The following is a 25,644-nucleotide window of genomic DNA, read 5'->3' as shown; positions in this document are numbered from 1 at the left end:
ATCATAGCGCGGAGCGGCCGCACGGTGCTTGCATTCAAACGCTTGAAATGCTCAGGTCATGCGTAATTCATGCATGATTGGAGATAAATCCATGGATGATGCGCGCATCGATCAATTCGACCGCAAGATAATGGCTCTTTTGCAGGGCGACGCGCGGCTCACCAACAACGACCTCTCGGAACGCGTGAACCTGTCGGCGTCGCAATGCTCGCGCCGCCGCCAGCGGTTGGAGGAAGACGGCTATATCAAGGGCTATCGCGCCGTGCTCGACCGCGACAAGCTCGGCTTCTCGCTGGTCAACGTCATCTCGGTGACCTTGGCCACCCACAACCGCGACAATGCCAGGCGCTTCGGCGAACTCGTGGCACGGCTGCCGGAAGTGCAGGAAGCGCATGCGCTGACCGGCGAGATGGATTATATCTTGAAGGTGGTGACGCCCGATCTCAAATCACTGTCGGAGTTCGTCAACGGCGTGCTCCTGCCGCACGAATCCGTGCAGCATGTGAAGACGGCGATCGTGCTGGAGACGCTGAAGGAGACCGGCGCGCTACCGATTTAGTTTTCCTGGATCCTATCGGATGAGCCGGCGGGACAGCGCCCCCTCTGTTCTGCCGGACATCTCCTCCACGAGGGGGGGAGATCAGATGTCGCGCGGGCTTTCGCCAATCGCTAGCGTTGCAGGAAAGGCGTCACCGGCGAAGCGCTAATCTCCCCACCTGTGGGGGAGATGTCCGGCAGGACAGAGGGGGCGCGAAGGGTCGCCAACTTGTGGAAGTGGCCTTGGCAATCGCGCTAACCCTTCACCCCTTCGACTGCTGAATAAGCCCATACAAATTCGTGCACCGCGCTCCAGATCGGCAATAAGCAAACACCGGCCCTTCGAGCGCGTCTAGCGCCTCGGCCTGATCCTCGACATTCTCGGCGGTGATCTGGCCGCTGATCACCGGGATGTAGCGGAAGGCCAGCCCGGCGGCTTCGACCGCCGCCTTGACGCTGCCGGCCGAAGGCTGACCGGGCTGCTCGTCATCCGGCCGGTTGCAGATCACGCTCTTGAAGCCGGCGGCCTTGATGGCGGCGGCATCTTCGGGCTGGATCTGGCCCGAGACCGAATAGTCCTCGCTGATTTCGCGATATTCCATGGCTCTCATCCTCGCAATCTGGTTTGGCGCAGAGTCTTGCCACTCTCGAGCGAGGTCGGCAATCCGCGCAACAGGAAATCCTTTTGCGCAAATAGCCATTCCCCCGGGCAAAATCCACCTCAGCCATGTGTCCAGGTCGGGAACGGGTCGGGCAGTCCGCGCCACAGTTCGGGCCGGAAGTCCTCCGTCTCGACCAGGCAATCGTCCAGTTCGCTGCGGATTTTCCGCTCATCCATCGGTTCGCAGCCGATGAACACCATCTCCTGGCGCCGGTCGCCCCAGACCGGATCGAGATAGGGTCGCATGCTTTCGCGCCATTCGGCATGGTCGGGCCACCGCTCCTGCGGCACGGCGGCCCACCAAAGACCGCGCTTTTCGGTCCTGACCAGCGCGCCGGCATGGCTCATTTCACCGACGTGATGCGGCCGGGTCGCCAGCCAGAAAAAGCCCTTGGCGCGCACCACGCCCGGCCATGCGCGATCGATGAACGCCTGGAACTTCGTTGGCTCGAACGGCTTTCGCGCCCGGTAGACGAAGGAACGGATGCCATACTCCTCGGTCTCCGGGACATGGTCGCGAAAACCGTTGAGCTCCTTGAACCAGAGCGGGTTCTGTTGCGCCTTATCGAAATCAAAGCGCCCGGTGGCGAGCACCTTGTCGAGCGGCACCTTGCCGAAATCGGCTTCGACGATCTCGGCATCGGGATTGAGCGCCCGCACGATCAGCCGCGCCATATCCAACTGCTGCGAGTTGGCGACGCCGACCTTGTTCAGCACCACGATGTCGGCGAATTCGATCTGCTCGACCAAAAGGTCGACCAGCGCCCGGCTGTCCTGCTCGCCAAGCGACTGGCCGCGCTGCTTGAGGAAATCGGACGATGAATAATCCTTGAGCAGATTGAGCGCGTCGACCACCGTCACCATCGTGTCGAGACGGGCGACGTCGGACAGGCTGTCGCCATTCTCATCGCGAAAATCGAAGGTCGCGGCGACCGGCAGCGGCTCTGAAATCCCGGTGGATTCGATCAGGAGATAGTCGAAGCGGCCTTGTTCAGCGAGCGCGCGAACCTCTTTCAGCAGATCGTCGCGCAGCGTGCAGCAGATGCAGCCATTCGACATTTCCACCAGTCGCTCATCGGTACGCGACAGGTCGGCGCCGTCGCGCACCAGCTCGGCATCGATGTTGATTTCGCTCATGTCGTTGACGATGACGGCAACGCGGCGGCCTTCGCGGTTCGACAAAATGTGGTTCAAAAGCGTGGTCTTGCCGGCACCGAGGAAGCCGGAGAGCACGGTGACGGGCAGGCGTTTGGTTTTGGAGGTTTGCAGCATGTCTGTATCCGAAGGTTCGGCGCGGAGGGGTGGGATGGTGCGGCGATCCGCGCGGCTGGGGTAGGGGATCGATTTGGTATGTTATATTATTACAGACGTCAACAGATTAGCTCCGAAATGAAACCGCACGGGCTCAATTCGCCGTGCGTTGGCTCAAGCGGTTTCGTTCAGCCGGCCTTGCCCGAAGCCGGCAGCGCCACTAAACAGGCGCCACCGACCAACGAAGGAACCTCCCATGAGCATTCGTCGCATCGATGTTGGCCCGCGCATGAGCCAGATCGTCATTCACGGCAACACCGTTTACCTCGCCGGTCAGGTCGGGACGCCCGGCGCCAGCGTCGGCGAGCAGACCAAGTCGATCCTGGCCACCATCGACGAATTGCTGGCCAAGGCCGGCACCGACAAGACCAAGATCCTGCAAGCGATCATCTGGTTGGCCGACATGGGCACCTTTGCCGAGATGAACAAGGAATGGGACAAGTGGGTGCCGCAAGGCAACACGCCCGCCCGCGCCACCGGCGAAGCCAAGCTCGCAGGGCCGGAATACACGGTCGAGATTATTATTACGGCTGCGATCTGAGGCGCAGGCGCTTTACCCTCCCCCTCGAGGGGAGGGTCGGCGAACAGTCAAAGCGAAGCGGAGACTGTGAGACGGGGTGGGGTCGGCGAGGCTGCACCGACCCCACCCCGCGTCACTAGTGCCGCCGTGCGGCACTCGCTCCGCGACCCTCCCCTCGAGGGGGAGGGTAGAAAGCGCTACCCCTGCGAAGGCCGAAACCTTGCCACCAGCGTGTGGCTCTCCGCGGGGTAGGTGAACCTCACCTGCGTCACTGGATACTCCGCGCTCCAGGTCCGGCGCTCGACCACCAGGCATGGCGCGCCGGTTGCGATGTCGAGGGCTTCGGCAATGTGCCTGTCCGCCCCTACCGCGCGGATGCGGTGCTCGGCCTCGCTCCATGGCACGCGGCCGATCAGCCAGGGGCCGGGGGCGATGTCGAGAAATTCTTCCTCAGCGGCTTCCGCGACCGCGGCGAGATTGATCAGCCGCTGTTCATGCGCGAACGGCCGCTTGCCGGCGAAATGCCGGCATTCGAGCGCCAGCACCCGTCCGGCAGCGCCGAGTTCCAGCAAGCCACGATCCTCGGCGCTGCTGCGCCTTTTCTGCCGGGTCACGCGCTCGTAGCGATAGGCCAGGCCGAGCGCCTCGACCTCGATCCTTATGTCATGGATTTCCAGCACCGCCGCCTGCGACTGCGGCTGGCGGACAAAACTGCCTGAACGGCGGCGGCGCTCGATCAGCCCGGCCTTGGCCAGTTGCGACAGCGCCTTGTTCACCGTCATGCGCGAGCAATTGTATTCGGCCGTCAGTTCGTGCTCGAACGGGATGCGGAAGCCCGGCGCCCAGACGCCGGACAGAATCTTTTCGCTGATGTCGGACAGGATGCGCTGGTGCAGCGAGCCGCCGCCTTCCACCGCCGCTGTCTCGATCATGCTCATGCCGAAAGCGCCATCATCACTTGGCGAAAACGCTCGGCGATTGCCTCGCGCCTGGCATGCCGGCCGCCGCTGACCTGCTTTTTACCATGCACCCAGACGCAATCGACCTTGCTGCCATTGGCAAAAATCCAGGCATCGAGAATGGCATCGCCGCTCTTGCCGGCAAGCGAGGGATGGTTCTGGTCGAGCGAGACGAAATCGGCCGGACCGCCGGCGGCGATCCGCGACGGACCGGCGCCCAGCGCCACGCTGCCGCCGTCGAGGGCTGCGTCGAACAGAGCGCGCCCGGTCGAGCCGCCGGCCACCGCCAGAACATTGCGGGCGCGATGCGCCAGGCGCTGCGAATATTCGAGCTGGCGCAATTCGTCCGGCAGGCCGATCAGCACATTGGAATCGGAGCCGACGCCGAAGCGGCCGCCCTGTTCGGTGAACAGCGGCGCGGCGAAAGTGCCGTCGCCGAGATTGGCCTCAGTGATCGGGCACAGGCCGGCAATGGCGCCGCTTTTCGCCATGCCGATGATCTCGGTCTCGGTCATGTGGGTGGCATGGATCAGGCACCAACGCTTGTCGATGCCGGCATTGGCGAGCAGCCATTCGACCGGCCGCGCGCCGGACCAGGCGAGGCAGTCCTCGACCTCCTTCACCTGCTCGGCGACATGGATGTGGATCGGCCCGTCCGGCGCCATCGCCGCAACTGCAACGAGTTCATCCGGTGTCGCGGCGCGCAGGCTGTGCGGGGCAACGCCGACGACAGCCTGATTCAACGCGCGAACGGATTCGCGGCTTTTCTCAAGCAAGCGACCGAAGCGATTCACATCGTTGATGAATCGCCGCTGGCCTTCGTTGGGCGCAGCACCGCCGAAGGACGAATGCGCGTAGAATACCGGCAGCAGCGTCAGGCCTATGCCCGTCTCAGCCGATGCGGCGGCAATGCGCTCGGCCATCTCGGCAAGGTTGGCGTAGGGCTTTCCGTCGCGGTCGTGGTGCAGATAGTGGAACTCGCCGACGCGCGAAAAACCGGCCTCCAGCATCTCGACATAGAGCTGTGCGGCAACTGCCTCGACCTGGTCCGGCGTCATCGACAGCGCGAAGCGGTACATCACCTCGCGCCAGCTCCAGAAACTGTCGGCGGAGGGGCCGCGCAGTTCAGCCAGCCCTGCCATGCCGCGCTGGAAGGCGTGGCTGTGCAAGTTCGGCATGCCTGGGACAACAATGGCGTGCCGCTCGTCGCCGGCCCACGGCGAAGAGCCCGGCTCGACCTTGGCGATCTGACCGCCACTCAGCGAGATCCGCACCTTGTCATGCCAGCCATCGGCCAGCAGCGCCTGTTCCGCAAAGATCGCCGTCACGTTTTTCTCCGAATCCGAATTTCCGATGACAATAGCACTTGCAGTGCGTTCCAATATGTATATACATAATCGCCATCCAATCAAACGGAAAAAGATGATGGCGGCACAGAACAAAAGCCGGGCAGGGGACCTTCACCTTTGGCGCAATGCGCGCCTGGCGACCATGGCCGAAGCCGGACTGGGTATCGTCGAGAAGGGCGCGATCGCAGCCCGCGACGGCGTCATCGTCTATGCCGGGCCGGAAGCAGACATGCCGTCAGCCCTGGCTCAGGGCAGCGAGGCCACCAACTGCGAAGGCCGCTGGATCACCCCCGGCCTGATCGATTGCCACACTCATCTCGTCCATGCCGGCAACCGCGCCAACGAGTTCGAGATGCGGTTGGCCGGCGCCACCTATGAAGAGGTCGCCCGTGCCGGCGGCGGCATCGTCTCCTCCGTCAAATCCTTGCGCGCTGCCAGCGAAGACGGGTTGGTTGCGCAGACGCTGCCGCGCCTTGATGCGCTGATGGCAGAGGGCGTCACGACGGTGGAGGTAAAGTCGGGCTACGGGCTCGATCTCGGAAATGAACAGAAGTCGCTGCGCGCGGCCCGGCGCCTCGACAAGGAGCGGCCGGTGACGGTTCGCACCACCTTCCTCGGCGCGCATGCGTTGCCGCCGGAAGCCAAAGGCGACAAGGACGCGTTTGTCGATTTGGTCGCCAACACAATCCTGCCGGCCATCGCCGCCGAAGGCCTGGCCGACGCCGTCGACGGTTTCTGCGAAGGCATCGCCTTTTTGCCGGAGCAGATCGCCCGCGTCTTCGACAAAGCCAGGGCACTCGGCCTGCCGGTCAAACTCCATGCCGACCAACTGTCCAACCTTCACGGCGCCGAACTCGCCGCCCGCTATGGCGCGCTGTCGGCCGACCATCTCGAATATACAGACGACGCCGGTGCTGTGGCGATGGCGAAAGCCGGCACCGTGGCGACGATCCTGCCCGGCGCCTACTATTTCATTCGCGAAACCAAGAAGCCGCCGATCGGCCTGTTTCGCCAGCACGGCGTCAAGATGGCCGTCGCCACCGACAACAATCCCGGCACCTCGCCGCTGACCTCGCTGCTCTTGACCATGAACATGGCTGCGACCTTATTCGGCCTGACCGTCGAGGAATGCCTGGCCGGCATCACCCGCGAGGCCGCCCGCGCGCTCGGACTGCTCGGCCAGACCGGCACGCTCGAGGCAGGCAAATCCGCCGACCTGGCGATCTGGAACATCGAGCGCCCGGCCGAACTCGTCTACCGCATGGGCTTCAACCCGCTTCATGCCCGCATCTGGAGAGGACAATGACCGAACTCAACCTGAAGCCCGGCAATGCGACGCTGGCTGACTGGCGCGCGATATACCGTGGCGCCGTGCCGAAGCTCGACGCAGCCTGTCGCCCGAAGATCAAGGCCAGCGCCGATGCAGTCGCCCGCATTGTCGCCAAGGGTGAGCCGGTCTATGGCATCAACACCGGCTTCGGCAAACTGGCCAGCGTCCGTATTCCGGCCGCCGACCTCGAAACCCTGCAGCGCAACATCGTTCTGTCGCATGCAGCCGGCGTCGGCGAGCCGATGCCGGTCGCGGTGGTCCGGCTGATGATGGCGCTAAAACTCGCCAGCCTGGCGCAGGGCGCTTCCGGCGTGCGGCCGCAAACCATCGAATTGCTGGAAGCAATGTTCGCCAACGACGTCATCCCCGTCGTGCCGGCGCAAGGCTCGGTCGGCGCCTCCGGCGATCTCGCGCCGCTGTCGCACATGACGGCGGTGATGATCGGCGTCGGCGAATGCTTTACTCCGCATGGTCGCTTCCCGGCCAAGGTTGCTTTCGTCTCGCACGGCCTGGAGCCGGTGACGCTCGGCGCCAAGGAGGGTCTTGCACTGCTCAACGGCACTCAATTCTCTACCGCCTATGCGCTGGCCGCTTTGTTCGAGGCCGAGGTGCTTTACCAGTCGGCGCTGGTCGCCGGTGCGCTGTCGACCGACGCCGCCAAGGGTTCGGACGCACCCTTCGATCCGCGCATCCATCTCCTGAGAAAGCACCCCGGCCAGATCGAGACGGCTGCGGCGCTGCGCAATCTGATGACCGGCAGCGCCATCCGTGAATCGCACCGCGTTGGCGACGAGCGCGTGCAGGACCCGTACTGCCTGCGCTGCCAGCCGCAGGTGATGGGTGCAGCTCTCAGCGTGTTGCGTCAGGCTGCCGATACGCTCGGCACCGAAGCCAATGGCGTCACTGACAATCCGCTGATCTTCGCCGAGGACGATACGGCGCTCTCCGGCGGCAATTTCCACGCCGAGCCGGTGGCTTTCGCCGCCGACATGATCGCGCTCGCCGTCTGCGAGATCGGCTCGCTGTCGGAACGCCGCATCGCCATGCTGGTCGATCCGGCGCTCTCCGGCATGCCCGCGTTTTTGACGCCGAAGCCCGGCCTGAACTCCGGCTTTATGATCCCGCAGGTCACGGCGGCAGCGCTGGTTTCCGAGAACAAGCAGAAGGCCTATCCGGCCAGCGTCGATTCCATCCCGACCTCGGCCAACCAGGAAGACCATGTCTCGATGGCGGCGCACGGCGCCCGCCGGCTGATCGGCATGGTGGAGAATGCCACGGCCGTCATCGGCATCGAACTTTTGGCCGCCGCGCAAGGCTGCGATTTCCATGCACCGTTGGCGTCGAGCGCGGCCCTTGAAGCCGTGCGCAAGCTGGTCCGCTCCGAGGTGCCGCATCTCGACACGGACCGGCATTTCCACCCGGACATGGAAAAGGCCATCGCCATGGTGCGCAGCGGCGCCACCATCAAGGCTGCCGGCGCGGTAACACTACCTTCGATCTCGGGAGCCTGACATGACCGACTGGCTGACAGTCACCGAAGGCACCGCACCTCTTCTGGTGTCGATCCCGCACACCGGCATCGATCTCGCCGGCATCGACAACCGGCTGGTCTCGCCCTGGCTCGGCCGCCGCGATTGCGACTGGTGGATCGACAATCTCTATGATTTTGCCGCCGGCCTCGGTGCGACGGTTGTGCATACGTCGATCTCGCGCACCGTCATCGACGTCAACCGCGATCCCTCCGGCGCCTCGCTCTATCCCGGGCAGACCACGACCACGCTTTGCCCCACCGAGACCTTCGACGGCGATCCACTCTATTTGCCCGGTGCGGAACCGACGCCGTCGGAGATAGACCAGCGCCGCACATCCTATTTCGTGCCCTACCATGAAATTCTGGCGGCCCAGGCCGTCAGGCTGCGCGGCCTGCACGAAAAAATCGTCATCTACGATTGCCACTCGATCCGGTCGGTGCTGCCGCGCCTGTTCTATGGCACGCTGCCGGTCTTCAACCTCGGCACCAATGATGGCAAGAGCGCCGATCCGGCGCTGCAGGCGCTGGTCGGCCAGATCATGGCCGAAAGCGGTGAAAGCAATGTCATCAACGGCCGTTTCAAGGGCGGCTGGATCACGCGCTATTTCGGCAACCCGCAAGGCGGCTACCATGCGTTGCAGATGGAACTTGCCGATCGCGGCTATTTGCGCGAGCCCGAGGGCAAGGGTGAACCGGGCAATTGGCCGGTGCCCTATGATGCCGAGTTCGCCGCACCGATGCGCGCCACGCTGACGAAAATCCTCCAAACCGCCATTGACTGGGCCGGGCGCTGAGCCGCCGCCTTAATCGAAAGGGACAGTGATGAATAATCCTCGCCACAACATCCGCGAAGTGCGTGCGCCGCGCGGCGACAAGCTCAACACCAAATACTGGACGACCGAAGCGCCGATGCGCATGCTGATGAACAATCTCGATCCGGACGTCGCCGAAAACCCCAACGAGCTGGTCGTTTATGGCGGTATCGGCCGGGCCGCGCGCACCTGGAACGATTTCGACAGCATCGTCGCGTCGCTGAAGACACTCAATGAGGACGAGACGCTGCTGGTGCAGTCGGGCAAGCCGGTCGGCGTCTTCCGGACGCACACCGACGCGCCGCGCGTGCTCATCGCCAACTCCAACATCGTGCCGCACTGGGCGACCTGGGACAAATTCAACGAGCTCGATAAGAAGGGCCTGATGATGTACGGCCAGATGACGGCCGGCTCCTGGATCTATATCGGCACGCAAGGCATCGTGCAGGGCACTTACGAGACCTTCGTAGAAGCCGGCCGCCAGCACTACAATGGCAACCTCAAAGGCAAGTGGATCCTGACCGGCGGCCTCGGCGGCATGGGCGGCGCCCAGCCGCTTGCCGCCGTCATGGCCGGCGCCTGTTGCCTCGCTATCGAATGCAATCCGGACTCGATCGATTTCCGCTTGCGCACTCGCTATGTCGACGAGAAGGCCGAGACGCTGGACGAAGCGATGGAAATGATCGAGCGCTGGACCAAGGCCGGCGAAGCGAAATCCGTCGGCCTGCTCGGCAACGCTGCCGAGATCGTGCCGGAAATGTTCAAGCGCGGCATTCGCCCCGACATGGTCACCGACCAGACCTCGGCGCATGACCCCATCAACGGCTATCTGCCCAAGGGCTGGACGATGGCTGAGTGGCGCGAGAAGCGCGTCAGCGACCCCAAGGCTGTCGAGAAGGCGGCGCGCGCGTCGATGCGCGAGCATGTCGAGGCGATGGTCGCCTTCTGGAATGCCGGCGTGCCGACGCTGGACTATGGCAACAACATCCGCCAGGTCGCCAAGGACGAGGGTTTCGAAAACGCCTTTGCGTTCCCGGGCTTCGTGCCGGCCTACATCAGGCCGCTGTTCTGCAGGGGCATCGGCCCGTTCCGCTGGGCGGCACTGTCTGGCGATCCCGAGGATATCTACAAGACCGATGCCAAGGTGCGCGAGCTCACCCCCGGCAACACCCATCTGCACAACTGGCTGGACATGGCGCGCGAGCGCATCTCGTTCCAGGGCCTGCCGGCGCGCATCTGCTGGGTCGGCCTTGGCGACCGCCACCGCCTCGGCCTCGCCTTCAACGAGATGGTCGCCAAGGGCGAACTCAAGGCGCCCGTCGTCATTGGCCGCGACCACCTCGATTCCGGCTCGGTCGCTTCGCCGAACCGCGAGACGGAAGCGATGAAGGACGGCTCCGACGCCGTGTCCGACTGGCCGCTGCTCAACGCCCTGCTCAACACCGCGTCGGGCGCCACCTGGGTATCGCTGCACCATGGCGGCGGCGTCGGCATGGGCTTTTCGCAGCATTCCGGCATGGTCATCGTCGCCGACGGCACACCGGACGCCGCAAGGCGCCTGGAGCGCGTGTTGTGGAACGACCCGGCGACCGGCGTCATGCGCCACGCCGATGCCGGCTACGACATCGCCATTGAGTGCGCGAAGGAGCACCAGCTCAATCTGCCCGGCATTCTCGGCTGATTGGCTGAACGATGCGCATCCTTCGTGCCGCCGACTACCGCTCCATGCCGTGGAAGAATGGCGGCGGCACGACGACCGAAATCGCCGTCGTGCCTGACGGTGCCGGGCTTGACGACTTCGACTGGCGCGTCTCGATGGCGCGTGTCGAAGGCGGCGGCCCGTTCTCCGGCTTTGCCGGCGTCGACCGCACGCTTGCCGTGCTGGAAGGCGAGGGCATCATCCTCGACATTGCCGGCCGGCCGCCTGCCGAGGTGACCGGAGCCTCCGCCCCGCTGTCCTTCCCCGCCGATGTGGCGACCACGGCTGCGCTGATCTCTGGCCCCATCACCGACCTCAACGTCATGACCCGCCGCGGGCGGGCGACCCATACGGTCGAGCGCCTCATGGTTTCAGCCCCGACCGATATCCGTCCGACGACCGCAACGACCCTTATCCTGCCGCTCGACGGCGAGGTCGGCGTGACCGACCCGACACCATCCCGGCTTGGACCTCGTGACACGCTCGTGATCGGCCCAGACGTGGCGCAATTGCATGTGGAACCGGTGCGGCCGACGACCGTGTTCGTTATCCGGATCTCCAGCTTGGGCTAGCTGCGCTACCAGCAACGATTAACGCCTGTTGCCAAACATGATCGCACGCCGGAGAAATCTGGCGTAAGCTGTTGCCTGGATCACGAAAAAGCCTGAATCCTTCCGTCGTTCCAAGGCGGACGGGAGGACAGGGGTGCTCGTCCTTCAGTTGTCGAAAGCCCCTCCTTGAAATGTCGAAGGGATAACGCTCCTGGAGTGGTGCGAAGCAAAACTTTCGGCCATTGTAATCATGCAACCAATTGCATTTGAATCGGTTTTAGGGACATTGCCGTGGCGGTGACGCCGCTTCGCGTCCCCCATGCGGAATTTTCAATGAATATCCAGACAAATCCTGCCCAGATCGAAAAGACCAGCGCCAGCTTCCCGGCCATCACCGAAGAGCCGATACGCTCCAATTTCCTGCCAGAAGAGCGTCTGCGCGCGCTGGGCGACAGCCTCGCCAAGGGCGACGTCAAGGACCTGTTCGGCCTGACGCCGTTCGATTTCCAGGCCCGCATCCGCGACAGTGCCAAGAAAATCCTCGAAGTCTACCGCTCGACCAATGCCGCCCAGGCCAAGGGCGAAACCATTACGCCTGCCGCACAATGGCTGCTCGACAACAATTATCTGGTCGAGGAGACCATCTTTCAGGTCAAGCGCGACCTGCCGCGCCGTTTCTACCGGCAGTTGCCGACCCTGAAACTGTCCGATGGCGAGGCCGTGCCGCGCGCGCTGGCCTTGGCCTGGAGCTATGTCGCCCATTCCGACAGTTCGGTCTCGGCGACCATGTTCAAGGCCATCGTCGAAGGTTTTCAGTCGGTCGAACCGCTGAAGATCGGCGAACTCTGGGCGCTGCCGTCGCTGCTGCGCTTCGTGCTGATCGAAAACCTGCGCCGCATCGCCGTGCGCGTCGACCGCACCAGGCAGATGCGCCACATCGCCAACGAGGTCGCCGACCGGGTTCTGGCGACCGACGACAATGCCGACCGGCAGAAGATCCTGTCGAGCTATGGCGCCCATGCCCAGGACACCACCTTTGCCACGCAGTTGCTCTACCGCCTGCGCGACGGCTCGCAAAATGCCGGCAGGGCGCTGGAATGGCTGGAGGTCGAGCTCGAGAAGACCGGCTCCGACGCCGAGGAAATCATCATTTCCGAGCATCGCACGCTGTCCAGCGGCAATGTCACCACCGGCAACATCATCCGCGGCCTGCGGCTTATCAACGACGTCGACTGGACGGTCTGGTTCGAAGGCGTCAGCCGCATCGACACGCTGCTGCGCGAGCGCACCGATTTCGCCGCGCTCGATTTCTTTTCGCGTGACCAGTACCGCACGTCGATCGAGCAACTGGCGCGCCGCTCGGATCTCTCCGAATTCCGCGTCGCCGAAAAGGCGATCGAGCTTGCCGGCCATGTCCCCGGCGTCACCGATGCCTCCGGCGTGCCGGATGCATCGGCCGATCCGACCATGCATACCGATGTCGGCTTCTTTCTGGTCGGCCCGCGCCGGCCGGATCTGGAAAAGGCGATCGGCTACCGGCCGCCTTTCTATGTGACTGTCAAGCGCGCCTTCACCAGCACCGGCTGGCTGGGCATCGTGGTGCCCGTCTTCCTGCTGACGGTGCTGCTGCTGGTTGTCTCAGGCAATGCGCTTGCCCATCTGGGGCTCTCGGTTCCCTCGATCACGTTGATGCTGGCGCTGTTTGCTGTGCCGGCCAGCGAAGGTGCGCTCGCCTTTTTCAACACTGTCGTTTCGCTGTTCCTGAAGCCGACGCGGCTGGTTGGTTATGACTACAAGCACGGCATCCCGGCTGCCTCACGCACGCTGGTCGTTGTTCCCTCGCTGATCGGATCACGCGACGATGTCGAGGAAAACATCCGCAACATCGAGGTGCATCACCTCGCCAATACCGCGGACGAAATCCATTTCGCGCTGCTATCCGATTGGCCGGATTCCAAGACCGAGATCGATACCGCCGACATCGAGATCCTGCAATATGCGCGCGACGAGATCGCCAGGCTCAATGCCCGCTACCCCTCCGAGGGCGCGCCGCGTTTTTATATCCTGCATCGCCGCCGGCTCTACAACCAGGCGCAGGGCGCCTGGATGGGCTGGGAGCGCAAGCGCGGCAAGCTGCACGAGCTGAACCTTCTCTTGCGCGGCGACAGCGACACCACCTTCCTGCCGCTCGACGTGCCGCTGCCGGAAAAGGTCGTCTACGTCATGACGCTGGACGCCGACACGCGCACCACGCGCGACGCGGTGTCGTCGCTGGTCGGCAAGCTCGCCCATCCGATCAACCGCCCGCATTTCGACGCGGCAAAGCGTGTCGTCACCGCCGGCTACACCATCCTCCAGCCGCGCATCACGGCATCGCTCACCAGCGGCGACGACGCCTCTTTCTTCCAGCGCGTCTTTTCGTCCAACAGCGGTCTCGATCCTTACGTCTTTGCCGTGTCGGATCTCTACCAGGACGTCTTCAGCGACGGCTCCTTCACCGGCAAGGGTCTCTATCACGTCGACGCCTTCGAGGCGGCGCTGAAGGGACGCATCGAGGAAAACACCATCCTCAGCCACGATCTGCTCGAAGGTGCGCTGGCGCGCGCGGCGCTCGTCACCGACGTCGAACTGGTCGAGGACTATCCGACCCGCTATTCGGTCGACGCCTCGCGTCATCACCGCTGGGCGCGTGGCGACTGGCAGTTGCTGCGCTTCATCTTCAGCCCGCGTTCCGGGGTGCCGGCGCTGTCGCGCTGGAAGATGATCGACAATCTGCGCCGTTCGCTGACCCCGATTTTTTGGGTGATGGCGGCGATCGCCGGCTGGACGCTGCTGCCCTTCACGCAGGCCGCGCAATGGCAGGCGCTGCTCATCCTCTCGCTGTTCATGGCGCCGACTTTCGATGTCATCAACGCCATCTTGCCCAAGAGCGGCGACCAGACGCCGCGCGGCCATTTCTCGGCGCTGGCGCGTGACACCGTCTTTGGCACGGCGCTGGTGGCGCTGAAAGTGCTTTTGATGGCGCACAATGCCTGGATGATGGGCGACGCCATCGTGCGCACGCTCTACCGCCTGTTCGTCAGCCGCCAGAACCTTTTGGAATGGCGCACGGCGTCGCAGGCGCACAAGGGCGGCGACAACGACCTCGGCTCCTATTACAGCATGATGTATGGCGCCGTGATCATCGGCGTCGTCGGTCTCGCTATCCCCGTGCTGGCCGATTCCACCGGCGCCTTTGTCGCCTTCTTCTTCGCTCTGTTCTGGATCGGCTCGCCGGCCGTTGCCTGCTGGATCAGCCGCTCGGCCGAGACCGAGGACCGTCTGCGCATATCGCAGGCCGATATCCATGCGCTGCGCACCGTGGCGCGCCGCACCTGGCACTATTTCGAAACCTTCGTCACGGCCGAGCACCACAACCTGCCGCCCGACAATTTCCAGGAAAGCCCGGCGCCGGTGGTGGCGCCGCGCACGTCACCGACCAATATCGGCGTCTATCTCCTGTCGGTGGTGTCGGCACGCGATTTCGGCTGGATTGCGCTCTCCGACGCCATCACCCGCATCGACGCGACGATGACGACCATCGAGAGCATGCCGCGCAACCGCGGTCACCTCTTCAACTGGTACGACACCACGACGCTGAAGCCGCTTTATCCGCTCTACATCTCGGCGGTCGACAGCGGCAATCTCGCGGGGCATCTGGTGGCGGTGGCGGCTGCTTGCGCCGAGTGGGCGGAAGCTCCGTCCGTCCACCTGCAGGGCGATTTTGAAGGCGTCCTCGACACGGTGACCATCCTGGACGAGAGCCTCGAGGACCTGCCCGATGACCGCCGTCAGCTCAGGCCGCTGCGCCAGCGACTGGCCGACCGCCTCGACGGCATGCGGCGCGCCGTCATGACCATCAAGGCGCAGCCGGAGATGGCTTCGATCCGGACCATCAATCTGGCCGTGCTGGCCGGCGAGATCCGCAAGCTCGCCACCGCCATCCACACTGAGGCCGGGTCGCAGCGCAGCGACGTCATCGCCGACTGGGCAGCTAGACTGGAAGCGACCTGCGAGGCGCATGTGCATGACTCGCACAGCGACGAGAACGCCGTCGAGGCCTTGCGCGCCAAGCTCTTGGCGCTGCGCGAGCGCTGCCGCCGCTATGCCTTCGAGATGGATTTCTCCTTCCTGATGCGGCAGGAACGAAAACTGCTTTCGATCGGCTACCGGGTCGAGGAACACCAGCTCGACGAAAGCTGCTACGACCTGCTGGCGTCCGAGGCGCGGCTGACCAGCCTGTTTGCCATCGCCAAGGGCGATCTGCCGACCGAGCATTGGTTCCGGCTCGGACGGCCGATTGTCGAGATAGGCTTCCAGGGCGCGCTGATGTCCTGGTCGGGCTCGATGTTCGAGTATCTGATGCCGCCGCTGGTGATGAAGGAGCCGCAGGGCTCGATCCTCAATCAGACCAGCAAGCTGATCATCAAGCGCCAGATCCAGTATGCGCGCTCGAAGAACGTGCCGTGGGGCATTTCGGAAGCCGCCTACAACGCCCGCGACCGCGAACTGACCTACCAGTACACCAATTTCGGCGTGCCCGGACTTGGCCTCAAGCGCGGTCTTGGCCAGAACACGGTGATCGCGCCCTACGCCACGATCCTTGCAGCGCAGTTCACACCGCGCGAATCCGTCCAGAATCTCGCCCGGCTGCGCTCGATCGGCGCGATGGGCCGGCACGGCTATTATGACGCCGTCGATTTCACGCCGCAGCGCGTGCCGGAAGGCACCGACCACGCCGTCGTGCTGAACTACATGGCCCACCATTCCGGCATGTCGATCGCCGCCGTTGCCGACGCCATCTTCGAAGGCCGGCTGCGTGACCGCTTCCACAGCGATCCGGTGATCGAGTCTGCCGAACTCCTGCTGCAGGAGAGGGCGCCGCGCGACATCCCGACCGCCACCGTCAGGACAGAAGCCGACGAGCGCTCGAAGGACGAGACCGAGGTCGAGAGCCCGGATTCCCGCATTGTCCTCGACCCGCTGAAGGCGCTGCGCGCCACCAGCGTCATGTCCAACGGCCGTTACTCCGTGATGGTCTCGGCAACCGGCTCCGGCTACAGCCGCTGGGGCGAACTCGCCGTCACCCGCTGGCAGCCCGATCCGACCGAAGACCGGCTCGGTTCCTACATCTTCCTTAGGGATGCCGGCACCGGCGACTGGTGGTCGGCCACCGCCGAGCCGAGGCAGGCGACCGGCGAGAGAGTGCAGACGCTGTTTTCCGACGACAAGGCGAGCTTCGTCAAAACGGTCGGCTCGTTGCGTTCGGAGGTCGAGTGCATCGTCATCTCGGAAGGCAATGGCGAAGGACGGCGCGTCACCCTATACAATGACGGCGCTACCGACCGGCATATTGAGGTGACCTCCTTTGCCGAACTGGTGCTCGGCAACGAAGCTTCGGACAACGCCCATCCGGCATTCTCGAAAATGTTCATCGAGACCGAGATCGCTGCCAACAACGGCGCCATCTTCGCCACCAGGCGCAAGCGCGACAAGAACGAGCCCGACCTCACCATGGTGCATTTCGTCACCGATCCGTCGGGATCGGCACGCGATGCCGAGGCCGAGACCGACCGCCGCGCCTTTATCGGCCGCGGCCGCACCATCGCCGAGGCCGCCGCTTTCGATCCGGGCGCCAAACTTGGCGGCCATCATGGCTTCACGCTCGATCCGGTCGCGGCGCTGCGCCGCCAGGTGCGGGTGCCGGCCAACAAGAAGATCTCGCTGACCTTCTGGACCGCCGTTGGTGCCAACCGCGCCGAACTCGACGAAGCCATCGCCAGGCTCGACCATCCCGAAAGCTTCGCTCGCCAGGCGATGCTCGCCTGGACGCGTTCGCAGGTGCAGACCCGCCACCTTGGCCTCAGCCTGACCGACGCCGCCAATGTGCAGAAGCTGGCACGCTATCTGATCTATCCCGATCCGTTCCTGCGCCTGCCGGCCGAATCCATTGCTTCGGGGCTGGGCAAGCAGTCCAGCCTGTGGCCGACCAGCATCTCCGGCGATTTCCCGATCTTCCTGGTCCGCATCGGCGACGTCGCCGACCTCGAAATCGTCGCCCAGGCGCTGCGCTTCCAGGAGTATATGCGCGCCCGCGGCATGATGATCGACTTCGTCGTCGTCAATGAGCAGGCCTCGTCCTATGTGCAGGATCTGCAGCGCGCGGTCGAGACGCTGTGCGAAAACAGCCGCTTGCGCGGCAAGGAGCTCGGGCCGCGCCAGCATATCTTCGCGGTGCGCCGCGACCTGATGGACGAAGCGACCTACAAGACGTTGCTGGCCGTCGCCCGCGTCGTGTTGCACACCCGTAACGGCACCATCTTCGACCAGATCGAGCGCGCCGAGGCGGCAGCCTTGCAGGCCCGCGATGCCTTGCAGCCGGCGGGTGCTGCGACCCTTCGCGAAACGGCTCTGCCAGTGCCGGTGGCGCCTGCATACCATGCTGCGTCTGACGCCAGTGCCGACGGCAGCGGCCTCAGCCAATGGAACGGCTTCGGCGGTTTCGAAGGCGATGGCCGCCACTACGTCACCCGCCTTGCCGGCCGGCGCACGACGCCGCAGCCGTGGATCAACGTCGTCTCCAACGCCTCGTTCGGCTTCCATGTCTCGGCTGAGGGGGCCGCCTTCACCTGGAGCCGCAACAGTCGCGACTACCAGCTGACGCCGTGGTCGAACGATCCGGTCACCAACCGACCGGGCGAGGGCGTCTACATCTACGACTATGCAAGCGGCAAGTCGTTCTCGCCGCTTGCCGCTGTAGTGCGCGATCCCTCGATGACTTACGAGACATGGCACGGCCAGGGCTTTTCGACCTTCCGGTCGAAGCGCGGCCCGCTGTCGATGGATCTGACGCATGTGGTCGATCCCATCGATCCGGTGAAGATCACGCGGCTGCGCATCCAGAACTCGGGCTCGGCACCGGCGCGGCTGCGTGTCTATGCCTATGCCGAATGGGTTCTCGGCAGCCATCGTTCGAGCACGGCGGCCACCATCATCCCGTCGAGGGATTCGGCGACCGGCGCGCTCTTGGCGCAAAACCCGTACGGGCTCGATTTCGGCGACCGGGTGGCCTTCCTGGCCGCTGCCGGGCCGGTGCATTCGGTGACAGCCGATCGCGGCGAGTTCATCGGCAGGCAGGGCACCAGCGCCTTCCCGCACGCCGTGGTCAGCGGCGCCGGCCTGTCGGGCCGCGTCGAGGCAGGCGATGATCCTTGCGCGGCTGTCGCCAGCGACGTCGACATCCCCGCCGGCGGCGACGTCACGCTCGTCTGGCTGCTGGGCGATGCCGCCAATCCGGCCGAAGCGAGCGCGCTGGTGCAGACCCATTCGGGCAAGGATTTTGACCAGCGGCTTGCCGACAATGAACGCGTCTGGCGCGGCTTCCTCGACACCATCCAGGTCGAGACGCCGGACAAGGCGCTCGACGCCATGGTCAACCACTGGCTGCCGTATCAGAGCCTGGCCTGCCGCATCCGCGCCCGCTCGGCCTTCTACCAGGCGAGCGGCGCCTTCGGCTTCCGCGACCAGCTGCAGGACACGCTGGCCCTGCTGGCGCATGATCCGAAGCTGGCGCGCGACCAGATCCTCAACGCGGCGCGCCGGCAGTTCCCCGAAGGCGACGTCCAGCATTGGTGGCTGCCGCGCACCGACGCCGGCGTGCGCACCCTGATCTCGGACGACGTGGTCTGGCTGGCGCACGCCACCAACAGGTACATCGAGGTGACTGGCGATACAGGGATACTCGAGGAGCAGCTGCCCTTCATCGACGGGCAGGTTCTGGGCGAGGGCGAGCATGATGCTTTCTTCACGCCCGAGATATCCAAGACGCACGCCTCGCTCTACGACCATTGCGCGCGGGCGCTCGACCTTGCGGTCAAGCGCAGCAGTCCGGCCGGGCTGCCGCTGATCCTCGGCGGCGACTGGAACGACGGCATGAACCGCGTCGGCGAAGGTGGCAAGGGCGAGAGCGTATGGCTTGGCTGGTTCCTGCTGAAGACGCTTGGCGACTTTGCGGCTGTCGCCAAGGCGCAAGGCGACACCAAGCGGGCGCAGGCCTGGCTGAAGCACGCCGACGTGCTGAAGCGAGCACTGGAAAGCACCGCCTGGGACGGCCAATGGTACCGGCGCGGCAGCTACGATGACGGCACGCCGCTCGGCTCGCACAATTCGGACGAGTGCAAGATCGACTCGATCGCGCAGTCGTGGAGCGTGCTCTCCGGCGAGGGCGACCCGGCGCGCTCGACCACGGCGATGCAGCAGGCGACGAACTTGCTGGTCGACGACAAGCTCAAGATCGTCAAGCTGTTCACCCCGGCCTTCCAGAACACGCAAAAGGACCCCGGCTACATCAAGAGCTACCCGCCTGGCGTGCGCGAAAACGGCGGCCAGTACACCCATGCAGCGACCTGGTTCGTCATCGCGCTCGCCGAAATGGGCCGCACCGACGATGCCTATCGCTGCTTCTCGATGCTGAACCCGGTCAACCATGCGCTCGACGATGCGTCGGCCGAGCACTACCGGGTCGAGCCCTACGTCGTCGCCGCTGACATCTATTCGGGTGAAGGCAAGGGCGGTCGGGGTGGCTGGACTTGGTACACAGGCTCAGCCGGATGGCTCTACCGTGCCGCCGTCGAAGGCATTCTGGGCATCGGGCGGCGCGGCAAGCAGATCACGTTCCAGCCCAAACTGCCCAGCCACTGGGACGGTTACTCGGCAACGCTCAAGATGCTGGGGGCCGAGGTCCAGGTTCGCGTCATCCGCGACAAAAAGGCCAAGACCATCTCGCTTGAAGTCAATGGAACCAAGACAAAGTCTTCCGGCTTTGAGCCGAAAGCTGGTGAAAAGACCGAGGTGGTCGTCAAGATACCCGCGTAAAATCAAAGGCTTGAACCAATTTGCGCGCGCCTTTCAGGGCGCGCGTTTCTATTTGGTCATGCGCATGGCGCAAAGCAGCCCTGCTTCTTATGTATTGGCGCTGCCGGGCGTGGGTGATTAAAAATGTGGCAGCCTTGGGCACGTGCCATGATTTTGCCGCAAGACTGACATTTCACCTTTTATCTCAAACCGTTAGGTGATCACGGCAGATTTCGCAGCGTCGTCATCTTTTGTTCGCAGAATGGGAACGGAAGAGGTAGACGGGCATTGTTTTGCGACCCGTTAACCGATACGTGTCAAGAAATGGTGCAGTGCACAATGAATGTTTGGGCGGAGTAGCTGAAGTGTCACTTCTGCAAATCTACTGGAGAGCGCTGGGTTATCTCGCAGCCGACAGGAAACGCGTTGCGTTGATCTGCGGTGCGAATGTCGCGCTTGCCATCATCGCCATCCTCGAGCCGATCATGTTCGGTCGGGTGATCGACGCCATCTCCGATAAGGGTTCGGTGTTTTCGACGCTGGCTCTCTGGGCCGGCCTCGGCGCCTTCAACATCATTGCCTTCGTGCTGGTGGCGCGTGGCGCTGACCGTTTTGCCCACAAGCGCCGCAGCGAAGTGCTGTGCCAGTCGTTCGAGCGCGTGATCACCATGCCGCTTGCTTGGCACCATCAGCGCGGCACCTCCAACGCGCTGCACACGCTGTTGCGCGCTGTCGAGACGCTGTTCAGCCTGTGGCTTGAATTCATGCGCCAGCATCTGTCGACGGCCGTTGCGCTTGCTCTGCTGATCCCCACCGCGATCACCATGGATCTGCGCATGTCCATGGTGCTGATGGGCCTTGGCGTTCTCTATGTCGGTATCGGCCGCCTGGTGATGAAGCGCACCAAGGCAGGCCAGGCCGCCGTCGAGCGCCACTATCACAAGGTGTTTGCGCATGTGACCGACTCGGTCAGCAACGTCGCCGTGCTGCAGAGCTACAACCGTCTCGGCCATGAGGCCGATACGCTGCGCCGCTACGTCAAGAACCTGCTCGATGCGCAGAACCCCGTGCTCGACTGGTGGGCGATGGCCAATGCGCTGCACCGCCTGTCGTCGACCATTTCGATGATGGTCGTGCTGCTGATCGGCGCTTATCTCGTCACCCATGGCCAGCTCAAGATCGGCGACGTCATCGCCTTCACCGGCTTTGCCACGCTGCTGATCGCTCGCCTCGACCAGATGTCGGCTTTCGCCAACCAGATTTCGGAAGCCCGCGCCAAGCTGGAGGACTTCTACCATCTCGAGGATTCGGCCGCCGACGCTGCCGAACCGGATGGCTTGCGCGATCTCACCAATGTCACCGGCCATATCCGCTTCGAGAATGTCGGCTTCGAGTTCGGCAATTCGGGGCAGGGGATCGATGACGTCTCGTTCGAGGTCCAGGCTGGCCAGACCGTTGCCATCGTCGGCCCGACCGGCGCCGGCAAGACGACGCTGATCAATCTGTTGCAGCGCGTTTTCTCGCCATCCCACGGCCGTATCCTGATCGACGGCATCGACACCCGCACGGTGACCCGCAAGTCGCTGCGCCACTCGATCGCCACCGTCTTCCAGGATGCCGGCCTGCTCAACCGCTCGATCGAGGACAACATCCGTGTCGGCCGCGCCGAGGCGACCTATGACGAAGTCCATGCCGCCGCCAATGCTGCCGCTGCCCAGGATTTCATCCTGGCTAAGAGCGCCGGCTACGACACCGTCGTCGGCGAGCGTGGCGGCCAGCTTTCGGGCGGCGAGCGTCAGCGTATCGCCATTGCCCGCGCCGTGCTGAAGGACGCACCGATCCTGGTGCTCGACGAGGCGACCAGCGCGCTCGACGTCGAGACCGAGGACCGCGTCAAGGAAGCGATCGACGAATTGAGGCGCAACCGCACCACCTTCATCATCGCCCACCGCCTGACCACCGTTCGCGACGCCGATCTGGTCGTGTTCATGGACAAGGGCAAGGTGGTCGAGATGGGCGGCTTCGCCGAACTGTCGCTGCGTAACGGCCGTTTCGCCAGCCTGCTGCGCGCCGGCGGCCTGCTCAACGACGAGGAAGTCCGCCGCCTCAGCCGCACGGTGAATATCGAAGCGGCTTAAGTGCAAGGCCTTCCCTTCTCCCGTTGTGGGGTGAGCAGCCGGTTCGCGTAAGCGAATTCATCGTGCCGGTGGCACGATGAAAGGCCGGCGCCGGGACGCTGCGGAGCAGCGGGGACCCGGCCGGGAGGATCGGCACCCCCGCCCGGCCCTTCGCAGGCTCAGGGCGTTCGAAGCTCGAAAAGCCAAGCAGTTGGCTTTTCGTCCGCTAACGCGGACCGCTTCTCACCCCTGCGACACTCCCTCGATTGCCCCAAAGCCGCCGCCGGTCTATTTAGGTCCGCATGAGCGACACGACTTCACGCCTTGCAGGCTGGATGGATCTTGCCAACCCGACGCGCTTTGTCGGGCTGGCCGACAGGCTGGTGCCGTGGCTGGCGTCGATCGCCGCGATCCTGCTTGCCGTTGGCCTCTATATGAGCTTTGCCGCGCCTGAGGATTTCCAGCAGGGCATCACTGTTCGCATCATGTACATCCACGTGCCTTTCGCCTGGCTCGCCATGATGTGCTACACGGTCATGGCGGTCGCCGCGCTCGGCACGCTGGTCTGGCGCCATCCGCTGGCCGACGTCGCGCTGAAATCGGCAGCCCCGATCGGCGCCACTTTCACCGCGCTTGCGCTCATCACCGGCTCCATCTGGGGCAAGCCGATGTGGGGCACCTGGTGGGTGTGGGACGCGCGCTTGACGTCTGTGTTCGTCCTCTTCCTGATGTATCTCGGCATCATCGCGCTGACGCGCGCGCTGGATGACGCCAGCCGCGCCGCCTGGGCTGCCGCCATCATCACTCTGGTCGGCTTCATCAACATCCCGATCATCAAATTCTCGGTCGACTGGTGGAACACGCTGCATCAGCCGGCTTCAGTGTTCCGGCTTGGCGGGCCGACCATCGATCCCAGTCTGCTGTGGCCGCTGCTGGTGATGGCGCTCGGCTTCACCGTGCTGTTCTTCGCCCTGCATTTGACGGCGATGCGCACCGAAATCCGCCGCCGCCGGGTGATCGCCATGCGCAGGGTAGCGGCGCGGCAGGCAAACTGAGCTCCCCCTTCTTCCACAAGGGGGGAAGGGAAGCGCCATTCACCCCATCCGCCCACGCGCCACGACAGGCAGCGTCTCCAGCACCTTGTCGCCGTCGATCAGATGCACCTGGTCGAACAGGTTCGTCACCACGCAGCAATGGTCCGGCACCACGCGCACGCGCTCGCCGATGCGAAGGCTCGCGCCATTTCCAAGCGTGACCGTGCCGTGCTCCTCGCTTAAGCCAGTGACGCGGGCGCCGGGCATGCCGAGCAACTCGCCAAACTCAGGCAATCCCAGTGTGTCGCTGGACAGCGCCTTGCTGCCGCTGTCCAGGATGGCGCGGGCCGGCGTTGGGTGGCTCACCACCGTGGCGAGCACTGTCAGCGCGCATTCGTCGAGCGTGCCGACGCCTTTGGCGACCTGATAGCGGTCGAGGTAGATGTAGGTGCCGGGGCGGTATTCGGTGACCACGCTGTCCTCGCCGGAGCGCCACATGTCAGGCGTGCCGCCGCTGGAGATACGATCACAGGCGAGACCCGACGCCGCAAGCGCCTGCTTGGCGCCAACCAGCCATGTCTCGGCCTCCGTTGCGCGGCCAGCCGCGGGGTAGGTCATCAGTCCGCCGAAGGTGAGCCCCTTGGCTTGATCGATCACTTTTGCCAGCGCCAAGGCCTCGGCGGCGCTCTGTACGCCGCAGCGGCCCATGCCGGTGTCGCATTCGACCAGAACGGGCAGGGGATGCCCGGCATCGGTGAAGGTGGCGGCGAGCCCCTCCAGCGTCTCGCGGCTGTCGGCCGTCACTGACAGCGTCACGCGGCCATGCAGCGCCTTGAGCCGCTCCAGCTTGGCGCGGCCTAAAATGTTGTAGGGCAGAAAAATATCGGAGAGCCCGGCATTGGCCATCACCTCAGCCTCGCCGATCTTCTGGCAGGTGATGCCGACCGCTCCCGCCGCCACCTGTTTCTTCGCCCAATAGGGCAGCTTGTGGGTCTTGATGTGCGGCCTGAGCTTCAGCCCGTGGCGGTCGGCATGCGCCTGCGCTCGTGCGATGTTGGCTTCGGCGCGGGCCGCATCGATGAGGATCGCCGGCGTATCGAGGTCGTCTATGCCTTGCATGAATGTCACCTTGGGAAATTTGGCTGGACTTATGGCCCCGATCGGCCCGGATGTCATGGGGCCAGCGTGCAGTTTGCGTCGACACCGCAACGCTGTTCGGCTATGCGCTTTAGGCAGGAACGCGACGCCAAGGGATCACGACCATGAAACGCTCCACCGTCAACGACATCATCCGCGATGCCGACGCCTTCATCCGCTCGTTCGGCTACATCATGCCGCCCTTCGCCTACTGGTCGCCGGAGGAGATGAAGGCGCGCAAGGCTGACTCCGCGGCTATTTTCACCTCGCGGCTTGGCTGGGACATCACCGATTACGGCCAGGAGAAATTCGACGAACTCGGCCTGTTTCTGTTCACCGTGCGCAACGGCGTCTATGCCGACATGAAGAAGGGCATGGGCATGCTCTATGCCGAGAAGATCATGATCTCGCGCAAGGACCAGCTGTCGCCGATGCACCGCCACAACATCAAGGCCGAGGACATCATCAACCGCGGCGGCGGCAAGCTGGTGCTCGAACTGTTCATGCACGACCGCGACGGCGGCATTGATCCGAAGGCCGAAGTCTCGGTGCCGGTTGACGGCACCATCCACAGGCTGCCGGCAGGCGGGCTCTTGAAGCTCGACCCGGGCCAGAGCGTGACACTGATGCCCGGCGTCTGGCACGCTTTCTGGGCCGAGGGCAGGGATGTGCTGATCGGCGAGGTCTCGACCGTCAATGACGATCTCACCGACAACGTCTTCCGCGAGCCGATCGGCCGCTTCTCCAACATCGACGAGGACGTCGCGCCGCTGCACCTGCTGGTGTCCGACTACGAGAAGTGGGTGGGGTAGGCGAGGGTGCAGCCACCGCTCAGGGCCGCTGGTCAGTCCCAGTTTAGCTGCTGATAGAATGTCCAGATGCTGATCGTGCTGTCGTCTCGGTCACTCGTGCTGTGCAGGCTAAGAACGATATCGACGTTCGGTGGCGCTTCGATCTTTGTTGTGATCAGGCGGGTCTCGTCAGGTGCGATGCCTACGACAGAACCCATTGTCCAATTCCCGCCGGCCTCCTGAAGCCGGCGGGAGGAGTCTGCAAATTGCTCCATCATCGATGCATCGTTGGAAAATGGTGCATCAGTGAGTCTACTGAATTCGTTCCAGGATCCCGAGATCGCGGCTTGAATGGCGCACTCAATCCTGGCTTCTTCTGCCTTGCTGATTGTAGCTGGCACGCCGCAACTCCG

Annotated in this window: 17 protein-coding genes; 11 read left to right on the top strand and 6 right to left on the bottom strand. The window is 64.1% G+C overall.

Annotated features, from left to right (window positions below):
• Positions 1 to 91: 91 nt before the first annotated feature.
• Positions 92 to 559, top strand: a complete 468-nt coding sequence (locus AC04SG_RS07420; RefSeq protein WP_041163864.1) for an Lrp/AsnC family transcriptional regulator — start codon at positions 92 to 94, stop codon at positions 557 to 559.
• A gap of 241 nt (positions 560 to 800) precedes the next feature.
• Here AC04SG_RS07420 and AC04SG_RS07415 read toward each other — a convergent pair whose 3' ends face one another.
• A complete protein-coding gene (locus tag AC04SG_RS07415; protein ID WP_352559434.1) occupies positions 801 to 1,139 on the bottom strand; it encodes a protein tyrosine phosphatase family protein in 339 nt (112 codons plus the stop codon).
• A gap of 119 nt (positions 1,140 to 1,258) precedes the next feature.
• Complete coding sequence (gene zigA / locus AC04SG_RS07410; protein ID WP_488550490.1) at positions 1,259 to 2,470, bottom strand: zinc metallochaperone GTPase ZigA; 1,212 nt, start codon at positions 2,468 to 2,470, stop codon at positions 1,259 to 1,261.
• A 235-nt stretch (positions 2,471 to 2,705) separates the two neighbouring features.
• Here zigA and AC04SG_RS07405 point away from each other — a divergent pair, with 235 nt between their 5' ends.
• Positions 2,706 to 3,050 carry a RidA family protein gene (locus AC04SG_RS07405; protein ID WP_192252993.1) on the top strand — a complete coding sequence of 115 codons (345 nt, stop codon included), beginning with the start codon at positions 2,706 to 2,708 and terminating at the stop codon, positions 3,048 to 3,050.
• A gap of 176 nt (positions 3,051 to 3,226) precedes the next feature.
• Here AC04SG_RS07405 and hutC read toward each other — a convergent pair whose 3' ends face one another.
• The gene (hutC, locus tag AC04SG_RS07400; RefSeq protein ID WP_488550489.1) at positions 3,227 to 3,967 is read right to left on the bottom strand and encodes a histidine utilization transcriptional repressor HutC; all 741 of its coding nucleotides are present in this window, start codon (positions 3,965 to 3,967) and stop codon (positions 3,227 to 3,229) included.
• Complete coding sequence (locus AC04SG_RS07395; RefSeq protein ID WP_488550488.1) at positions 3,964 to 5,316, bottom strand: formimidoylglutamate deiminase; 1,353 nt, start codon at positions 5,314 to 5,316, stop codon at positions 3,964 to 3,966. The genes hutC and AC04SG_RS07395 overlap by 4 nt, the downstream gene beginning before the upstream one ends.
• A 97-nt stretch (positions 5,317 to 5,413) precedes the next feature.
• On the opposite strand from AC04SG_RS07395, the gene hutI reads away from it, so the two are divergent.
• The 8 genes from hutI to AC04SG_RS07355 all read left to right on the top strand — a co-directional run bounded on the left by hutI (position 5,414) and on the right by AC04SG_RS07355 (position 23,324).
• Entirely contained in the window at positions 5,414 to 6,643 is a 1,230-nt protein-coding gene (gene hutI, locus AC04SG_RS07390; protein ID WP_488550487.1) for an imidazolonepropionase, read from the top strand.
• Entirely contained in the window at positions 6,640 to 8,178 is a 1,539-nt protein-coding gene (gene hutH / locus AC04SG_RS07385) for a histidine ammonia-lyase (RefSeq protein ID WP_488550486.1), read from the top strand. The genes hutI and hutH overlap by 4 nt, the downstream gene beginning before the upstream one ends.
• 1 nt (position 8,179) lies before the next feature.
• Positions 8,180 to 8,992: an N-formylglutamate deformylase gene (gene hutG, locus AC04SG_RS07380; RefSeq protein WP_488550485.1), complete on the top strand. Its 813-nt coding sequence runs from the start codon at positions 8,180 to 8,182 to the stop codon at positions 8,990 to 8,992.
• 28 nt (positions 8,993 to 9,020) lie between these two features.
• Positions 9,021 to 10,691: a urocanate hydratase gene (hutU, locus tag AC04SG_RS07375; protein WP_488550484.1), complete on the top strand. Its 1,671-nt coding sequence runs from the start codon at positions 9,021 to 9,023 to the stop codon at positions 10,689 to 10,691.
• Positions 10,692 to 10,702: 11 nt separating this feature from the next.
• On the top strand, positions 10,703 to 11,281 hold the full coding sequence (locus AC04SG_RS07370) for a HutD/Ves family protein (protein ID WP_488550483.1): 579 nt from the start codon (positions 10,703 to 10,705) through the stop codon (positions 11,279 to 11,281).
• Between the two features lie 312 nt (positions 11,282 to 11,593).
• Complete coding sequence (locus tag AC04SG_RS07365; protein WP_488550482.1) at positions 11,594 to 20,173, top strand: glycoside hydrolase family 94 protein; 8,580 nt, start codon at positions 11,594 to 11,596, stop codon at positions 20,171 to 20,173.
• A 344-nt stretch (positions 20,174 to 20,517) separates the two neighbouring features.
• Positions 20,518 to 22,290: a glucan ABC transporter ATP-binding protein/ permease gene (locus AC04SG_RS07360; protein WP_488550481.1), complete on the top strand. Its 1,773-nt coding sequence runs from the start codon at positions 20,518 to 20,520 to the stop codon at positions 22,288 to 22,290.
• 281 nt (positions 22,291 to 22,571) lie between these two features.
• Complete coding sequence (locus AC04SG_RS07355) at positions 22,572 to 23,324, top strand: heme ABC transporter permease (protein WP_112563598.1); 753 nt, start codon at positions 22,572 to 22,574, stop codon at positions 23,322 to 23,324.
• 39 nt (positions 23,325 to 23,363) lie between these two features.
• Here AC04SG_RS07355 and AC04SG_RS07350 read toward each other — a convergent pair whose 3' ends face one another.
• A complete protein-coding gene (locus tag AC04SG_RS07350; RefSeq protein ID WP_488550480.1) occupies positions 23,364 to 24,422 on the bottom strand; it encodes a D-TA family PLP-dependent enzyme in 1,059 nt (352 codons plus the stop codon).
• A gap of 143 nt (positions 24,423 to 24,565) precedes the next feature.
• On the opposite strand from AC04SG_RS07350, the gene AC04SG_RS07345 reads away from it, so the two are divergent.
• Positions 24,566 to 25,252, top strand: coding sequence for a D-lyxose/D-mannose family sugar isomerase (locus tag AC04SG_RS07345; RefSeq protein WP_203279006.1), 687 nt, complete (start codon positions 24,566 to 24,568; stop codon positions 25,250 to 25,252).
• Positions 25,253 to 25,284: 32 nt separating this feature from the next.
• Here the strand turns inward: AC04SG_RS07345 and AC04SG_RS07340 are convergent, their stop codons facing one another.
• Complete coding sequence (locus AC04SG_RS07340; protein WP_488550479.1) at positions 25,285 to 25,632, bottom strand: hypothetical protein; 348 nt, start codon at positions 25,630 to 25,632, stop codon at positions 25,285 to 25,287.
• Positions 25,633 to 25,644: the final 12 nt, after the last annotated feature.

The sequence above is a fragment of the Mesorhizobium sp. CNPSo 4684 genome, from assembly GCF_057784315.1.
The sequence above is the reverse complement of the archived record's forward strand: the minus strand, read 5'-3'. Positions and strand labels throughout refer to the sequence as shown.